Origin of the sequence: Micromonospora mangrovicola, assembly GCF_047200535.1 — a bacterium.
Lineage (GTDB): Bacteria > Actinomycetota > Actinomycetes > Mycobacteriales > Micromonosporaceae > Micromonospora.
In genome coordinates this window covers 1-6,900 of sequence record NZ_JBJZOG010000179.1, presented here as the reverse complement: position 1 = coordinate 6,900, position 6,900 = coordinate 1, and the positions used below count along the sequence as shown (strand labels likewise).

The 6,900-nt window shown below is 68.4% G+C and carries 6 protein-coding genes; 3 read left to right on the top strand and 3 right to left on the bottom strand.

Features of this window, described 5'->3' with window-relative positions:
• Positions 1 to 279: 279 nt before the first annotated feature.
• Positions 280 to 858: a DinB family protein gene (locus ACL02O_RS33255; protein ID WP_412822148.1), complete on the bottom strand. Its 579-nt coding sequence runs from the start codon at positions 856 to 858 to the stop codon at positions 280 to 282.
• A gap of 149 nt (positions 859 to 1,007) precedes the next feature.
• On the opposite strand from ACL02O_RS33255, the gene ACL02O_RS33250 reads away from it, so the two are divergent.
• The 3 genes from ACL02O_RS33250 to ACL02O_RS33240 all read left to right on the top strand — a co-directional run bounded on the left by ACL02O_RS33250 (position 1,008) and on the right by ACL02O_RS33240 (position 4,817).
• Positions 1,008 to 2,579 (top strand): nucleotidyl transferase AbiEii/AbiGii toxin family protein, encoded by a 1,572-nt coding sequence (locus ACL02O_RS33250; protein ID WP_412822147.1) that lies wholly within the window; start codon positions 1,008 to 1,010, stop codon positions 2,577 to 2,579.
• Positions 2,580 to 2,707: 128 nt separating this feature from the next.
• On the top strand, positions 2,708 to 3,250 hold the full coding sequence (locus ACL02O_RS33245; RefSeq protein WP_412822146.1) for an SMI1/KNR4 family protein: 543 nt from the start codon (positions 2,708 to 2,710) through the stop codon (positions 3,248 to 3,250).
• A gap of 166 nt (positions 3,251 to 3,416) precedes the next feature.
• Entirely contained in the window at positions 3,417 to 4,817 is a 1,401-nt protein-coding gene (locus ACL02O_RS33240) for a hypothetical protein (RefSeq protein WP_412822145.1), read from the top strand.
• Between the two features lie 603 nt (positions 4,818 to 5,420).
• On the opposite strand, the gene ACL02O_RS33235 is transcribed toward ACL02O_RS33240, so the two are convergent.
• Positions 5,421 to 5,915 (bottom strand): YfbM family protein, encoded by a 495-nt coding sequence (locus ACL02O_RS33235; protein ID WP_412822149.1) that lies wholly within the window; start codon positions 5,913 to 5,915, stop codon positions 5,421 to 5,423.
• A gap of 193 nt (positions 5,916 to 6,108) precedes the next feature.
• A partial coding sequence (locus ACL02O_RS33230) for a DUF6745 domain-containing protein (RefSeq protein ID WP_412822144.1) occupies positions 6,109 to 6,900 on the bottom strand: 792 nt, incomplete at its 5' end.

The window sequence follows — 6,900 nt, the reverse complement described above, 5'->3', positions numbered from 1 at the left end:
CGGTTACGTGCCGGGTCGGCGCCGGACGGGCGGTGCAGGTGCCGTCCCCAGGTGGCGTGGGCGCGGTTCGGATGCGGGCCGGCGTGGAGGGCTGCTGGGCGTCGGCTTCGCGGCGAATCCGGCGAGCGGCGCAGACATCCTCATGGTCGTATCGCACGACGGGCGAGGCCTGTTCGATCCATCCATGGGCGCGAAGATGGCCGGCGATCGGAATCCTGATCCGGACCCAAGTCCGCGCACCCCGGCGCCAAGAGGGCCCTGGCCACGAATACCGCGTCCTCAGGCGAACTCGCGCGCGGTGGATTCCAGCCGCTCGCGGTAGGTGGCCCACCACGCCTCGTCGCCCTCGACCACGCTGTCGCCGGGCCGCCGCCAGCCGACCTGGCCGTCGACCAGTTCGCGCACGATGTCGGCGTGCCCGGCGTGCCGGTTCAGCTCGGCGAGCACGTGCACGAGGATGAGGTGCAGCGTCACCGGCGTGTGTTGCCACCACCGCACCGAGCCAGGCGCGTCGATCGGGAGCGTCTCGATCGTGGCGTCCGCGTGTGCCCAGACTCGGTGCCACAGGCCGATGATGTCGTCGCGGGACTCGTCGGCTGCGGCCCACATGTCCGTGTTCGGCTCGGCGTCTTCGTCCGGGCCCGCGACGGGTTCGGGGAAGGGGCGGTCGAACACCTCGCCGAAATACCCGGCCGTCACCGAGGCCACGTGCTTGATCAGCCCGAGCAGGTTCGTCCCGGTCGGCACGAGCGGGCGCCGTACGTCGTACTCCGACAGCCCGTCGAGCTTCCCGAGCAGCGCCTCGCGCGCCTCCCGTAGGTACCGCTGGAGATTCGCCTTGGCGTCGAGGTCTGTCATGCCGCCCAGGATCTCACCGCCGCGCCCGCCGCGATGCCCTGTACGCCCGCGTTCCGAACCGCGGCTCTGTGGCGGCGCTGGCAAAAGCCAGGTCATGCTGCGCGGGAATCGCGTGTCCCGGCCTGATGGCTGTGCCATAGACTCCGGCGGTGCTTGAGGTGTCGGGGGACTTCGAGATCCACATTACGGCTCACGCTCATCACGCCGAGAAGCTGTCGGCGTTCGCCACCCAACATGGCGTGAAGTTCGTCCACATCGTGCTTGACCGTGGCGCGTACGTCTCTCAACCGATGCTCACCCTGACCGGCCAAGGCACCCTGACCGACCAGCACGCCGCGGTACAGCGTTGGCAACGCGAGCTGCGCGAGGCAGGGATATCCCCGTGCCGTTCAAAGGTCGAGGCGGCGCCGTGGTGTGTCGGTGTACCGCAGTCGGATGAGCAGGCGGCGGTCGAGCCGGGTGGCCGGTATTTCGAGCATCACGTCAAACTGCTGCTACCCAGCACGGCGGTGGCAGATCTGGTGGGTCTCACCGATCTGGTCGCGCCGCACGGGGCGCGGCTGTCACGTAATGCCCGCCGGGAGTTGACGGGCGGCGCGCAGGAGCGGTTCGTCAACCAGCGCTGCCACGGTGTCGGGCTCGCCACGGCCAGGCGGCGGCTGGACGAGCTCGTCGAGACCCTCCGGGCAGGGGGCCACGAGCCCACGACGGTGGAGCAGGAGTACGTCGTCTCCGACAGCGACCTCCAGCACGACCAGGGTTGGCTGGACTCGCCCCAGCCGAGTGCGAGCGGTTGGGCGCTGGAGCGTGAGAACAGGATGAGGTCCGCGCCGGCTGGCTCCCTGGACTACCCGCCGACCTACCGGCCGCTGCCCGCCAGCCCGACCGTCCGGCAGAGGGCGGCGTTCGACCCTGCCCTCAAGCAGTACCCGAACGCCTACCGCGCCGGCGAGCCCGACTTCCTCGTGGCGGCCACCGGCCAGCGGTGGAGCAACGCCCGACGCGCCGCAATGAATCACGTCTTGACGGCCATCGCCGCAACGGCCTGGGGCCAGCATCTGGTCGTGCGCGGCAGCGTAACCATGGCGGCCTGGGTCGGTGACGCCGCCCGCGAGCCGGGCGACCTCGACTTCGTCGTCACTCCGCACACCATCACCAGCGACAGCGCTGACGCCCGCACCCTCCTCAATGACATCAAGACCGCCGTCCGAACCGCACCCGGCGCCGGCCTGCACCCAGACCTGATCACCGAGTCCGCCATCTGGACGTACGAACGAGCTGACGGGCGCCGACTCGTGATCCCGTTCAGCACACCGGAGGCACCGGACGGCCACGTACAGATCGACATCGTCTTCGGTGAAAAGCTTTCCCTCCCACCAGAGGTGCTGACACTGCCCGACGTCGACGAGCCGTTACTGGCCGCGCCCGCCTCGCTGGCGCTGGCGTGGAAGCTGCTGTGGCTGGCCACCGACATGTACCCGCAAGGCAAAGACCTCTACGACGCGGTCCTGCTCGCCGAACACACCACTGTCGACCAAGCCCTCGTCCGCCAGCTCATGCGACCGGAGCTCCGCGCCGAAGCCGACAACTTCACGGCCGAAACCGTGCTGTCCTGGCAGGTCGACTGGACCAACTTCACCGACGAGTGCCCCGGAATTTCGGGCACCGCCGAGCAATGGGCCAGGAGGCTTGCGCTGGCTCTCGATCACGCCTGGACCTGACTTCAGCGACAATCGCGCGTGGACGACGTACCTGCTCCGGTGCCTGCACTGTGGCGTGCACGTGGCCTCCTGGGCCATCGGATGATCGGCGGCGGAGACAGGGCGGCAGCTGTCGGTGCGTCGGGCCGGTGCTGAACGGGCTGCTGATGGTAAACGTGGCGTACATCCGGCGCTGGCGCGAGGACGTGACCGCGTGCCTGGACCGGCTGCTGCCGGGATTCGAAGTCCGGTTTGGTTATCCGCCGGGCCGGCATACGGTCGGCGGCCCGGCGGGGGAGGAGGAACTCGCCTCGCTCGCGGGCATGCGTCTGCCCGGTGACCTGCTCGTGTGGTACCGGCAGGTGCGCGAGGCGAGCCTGCCGGACGTAGGAAACGGCTACTTCATCGACGAACCCGGCCTGGTCGCGCGCCGGGAGGTGACGGCTATCCGGGGGAGCTTCACCGCGGATGTGGTCGTGTTCGCCAGTGATGGCGGCGGCACCCTGTTCGCGGTGGACGCGGTGACCGGCTCGCCGGTGTACCGGCTTCCTGCCGGCGAGATCGTCGCCGGTGTCTACCGCAGCGATGACCCACGGTTCGACGTGGTGGCAGGGAATCTGGCCGGCTTTCTCGACCGGCTACGTGACACGGTCGAGCGGTTCGCCACGATGGGCGTGGTCGGAGACCTGTAGAAGCGGCTGGCACGTCGCGGGCCATGGTGAGATTTCGGTGGTGTGGCGATGCGAGACTCGTGGCGGCGATGGGATCCCGGGGGAGTGGCTTGCGGCTATGTCTGACACTGCCCCGGCGCCGGTTCACCTCGCCGCAGTCCTGGATGGTCTTGCTGAGAATCCGGCGTTGCCGCTGGAGCTGATCCGTCGGCTGCTGGCCTACCGTCGAGGGTTCGGCCAGGTAGCCAAGCGGGCGGATCTGACCGTCAATTTGATCGCCGAGATCATTGCCACGGACTACCACTGGTTGCTGCACTCACTGGCACTCAATCCTCATCTGCCGAACCCCGTCCGGATACGGCTTGCCGAGCATTCAGATCCGGCAATCCGTACGGCTCTCGTCGTCGGAAGCCGCGACGCGCCCCGGGAGATGTTCGCCCGACTGATCGACGACCCGGACACGCGGGTGCGTCAGCAGCTCGCCGAGAGCGACCACATGCCCGCGGACCTTCGTGCTCGCCTGGCGCGTGACCCCGATCCCGAGGTCCGGGCCTCGCTCGCCCAGTGGTGGCCACAAGCCCCGGAACACGTACGGCGGACCCTGCTGACCGACCCGCTCGATCAAGTCCGCGCCGCCGCCTGCGCCACGTACTACCGACGGCTACCCCACCCGGTCCCGCCGGCCGATCTGATTCCTGGCCTGCTTGACGATCCGGTGACCCGGGCGGGAGTGGTGCGGCATCTGCATCTGACCGCCGAAACGGCCTTACGGCTATCGGACGACCCGGACGACGAGGTACGGCGACAGGTGGCGCAGCATCCACAGCTTCCCCCGGACCTGCGCGACCGACTCGGCGAGGATGCCAGCGCATCCGTGAGAGTCGCCATCTTCGCCCGGCCCGACACGCCCGAGCCGCTGCGACGCCGCATCTACTCCGAGATCCAGCAGGCCACTGCGCCGTTGACCGATCTGCTGGACTCCGACCTGGACGACGCGGCATTCCTGCGGAAGGTCGAAGACTCCATCGCCGTCACCGAGCTGAGAAACCTGCACCTGACCTGGGTCACCGCCGACTCCATGCCGTACGTGTCCTCTCCCTACGTCTGCTTCCGAAGCTCCGCGGCTCGCAGCCGATCACTGCCAGCGGAGGCCGTCACGCGGTTGCTCAACGACGACGAGAGTATCGTCCGCACGACCATGGCCAGGCACGCTTCCCACCTGGTCGATCCTGCCACCGCCCAGCGCATAGACCGTGACTACCGGCCGGACAAGAAGACAAAGTGGCGTCCCGCCGACGACTTCACCTTCCCCCCGCAGACGCTTCGCCGGTTCGCGACCGATCCGGACCCGAGGATGCGCTGCCTCGCTCCCCGGGACCCAGACCTTGCTCCAGAGTTGGCCGAGCAGTTGGCCGCCGATCCCGAAAGTTGGGTGCGCCGCGCCGTCGCTGCTCATCCGCGCCTGCCGACACCCTCGCTGATCACCTTGCTGGCGGACCAATCCGACTGGGTCGCCCGAGCAGCTGCCAGTTCGCCATCCCTCCCCGTGACCGACATGGCGCGCCTCCTCACCCTTGCCGGGCTCTGATGCTGGGACCCGGTGTCGAGGCCCCACTCTGACATAGGGCGAAGCGTCGCCGACCGCGCGCTCCACGTCGGACAGGTTCATGTCGATCGACATCCATCTTCCGCCAGATGGTTGCGCTTGGTAGTTGACTACGTACATCCTGGGTTGGGCGAGCCCGAGGAGGTGAAGTGCCGGACCCGGGGCCCCCGACAAGTCCTACCGTCATACGACTGACCCAAGGCCTCGTGGCGCACCCGCTCGAGCAGGTCAAAGCAGTAAGCGGCCGAATCGCGACGCCATCGACGACTCCAACACCTACTGGTTTCGTAGGCCCTCCTTCCGGCAGCCCTGGAAGGAGCCGTGGGACATGGACTGGTCGTGGCCGGTCGCCGTTGACGGGGTTCAGCGGTTGAAGGCGGTTCTTGCCCGGTGCCCGGATCCGCTGCAGCCGTCGTGCGGATGCTCGGTGCACCGAATATTGCGGGACAGCACCGAGGAGTCGCTGTCGCGTGAGGTTCCGGTGACGATTGTGCTGACCGAGGATGGGCTGCCGCAGGTGTGGTCCGTACGCATGCTGTGGGACTCCGGCCGCTGTCGGCGATCGAGGGCAGCCGGGCGTCAACGTCAGGTGATGGCCAGCAGCACGGCTTGGCCGTTCGCGGCTGCGGCATGGTAGAACCGGCGCAATTCGGCGTAGTGCGACATGAGATAGTCGAGCTCGTCGGTGCCGTTGGTCCAGATGTCCGGGTAGATCTCGGCTGCGGTCATGGCGTCTGGGTCGAAGCGGGCGCGCAGCACGTCCACGTCCAGCGCGTTGAGCGCGGTGGCCACCGCGCGGACGGTGTCCTTGTCGAGCAGCCGAGGGGGGCCGTATCCGCCGTCCTGGCCGATCTCGGCACCGCCGAGGATCGCTGCGCCGGCGCCTTCACCGATCTGCCAGTCAGTGCCGGTGAGTAGGTAGTGGATGCCGTGCCATGACTTGTCCAGATCCAGCTCTGGCTCGGGCATTTCGGCCTCGTCGTCGTCGAGGTCGCCGTAGAGCAGCGCGTCGACCGCTGTCGGGTCGGCGCGTACCGCCGCCAGTTCCTCGGCCGACAACCTGCGCCCGATAAACACCATTCCCACGCAGCGGTCCCCATTCGATCGGCGGTGTACTTCTCCGCGCTCACGAGCTTTCGTGACGCGGACCGTACCGCAAACGGCTCTCTGCTGGGGAATGGCTGTCCTGTTGGACTTCGTTCTGAGGTTTCAGAGTGTAGAGCGGGCCGGCCGAGACTGGCGGTGCCCCGTCCCGGCCGGCTTCAGACTCAGGTCACCTGCTCAGGAGTGGTTGCCAGCCGTCGCGGTAGCGCAGGCCGTGAGGTTGCAGTCGGATCTGGTCGTGCACTGCTCCGGGGATCGGCTCGGTTCGTATCGCTTGGGGCCGGTCCACCACGACGCAGACGTCCTCGCCGGGCCACCACCAGCCGCAGGAGCGGGCCAGGCCGGCCCAGGCGTTGAGGTGTTCGGCCTCGTCCGGCCCGTACCGGGCAAGGCCGAGTCGATGCAGCACGTCGTAGTAGGCGATCCATGACGTGTCCTGCTGCCCGTACCAGCACACGGGTACCGGGCCGTCGCCCGCGAGGGCCGCACGCACGGGTAGGTAGTACCCGTGCGCGAGGCTGCGGTGCAATGCCGTGCGTACGCCTTGGTGCAGCACGACAGCGAGCGGAACGCCGCTGTCGAGCGCCTGCAGCGGCGCCAGTTCGGGCCATGGTTCCTTGGTCTTGCTCGTGCGCACGGGTGACACTTCGGGGTCGGTGTGCGTGACGCCCGCGCTCAGCGCGCCGCGCAGCTGAGAGGTGATCATGGCGATGTCGCTTGCCAGCGGTGGTGTCCCGCGCGGCCGGGGGTCCCGGATGCGCTCGTAGAGTTGATCGAGGGTGGGCCAGCCGGTGATCAGGGGGCGCGCCTTGTCTGGCGAGTCGACCCATTCGAACCGGGGTCGGGGCCGCGATGCCCTGGCGTAGATGGCGGTCAGGCAGCGTTCGGCGGTCGGCTTGTCAGCCGGCTGCGTGGACAGGGCGTGGTCGAGCCATTCCTGGCGGATCCGGCTGGCCTGCTG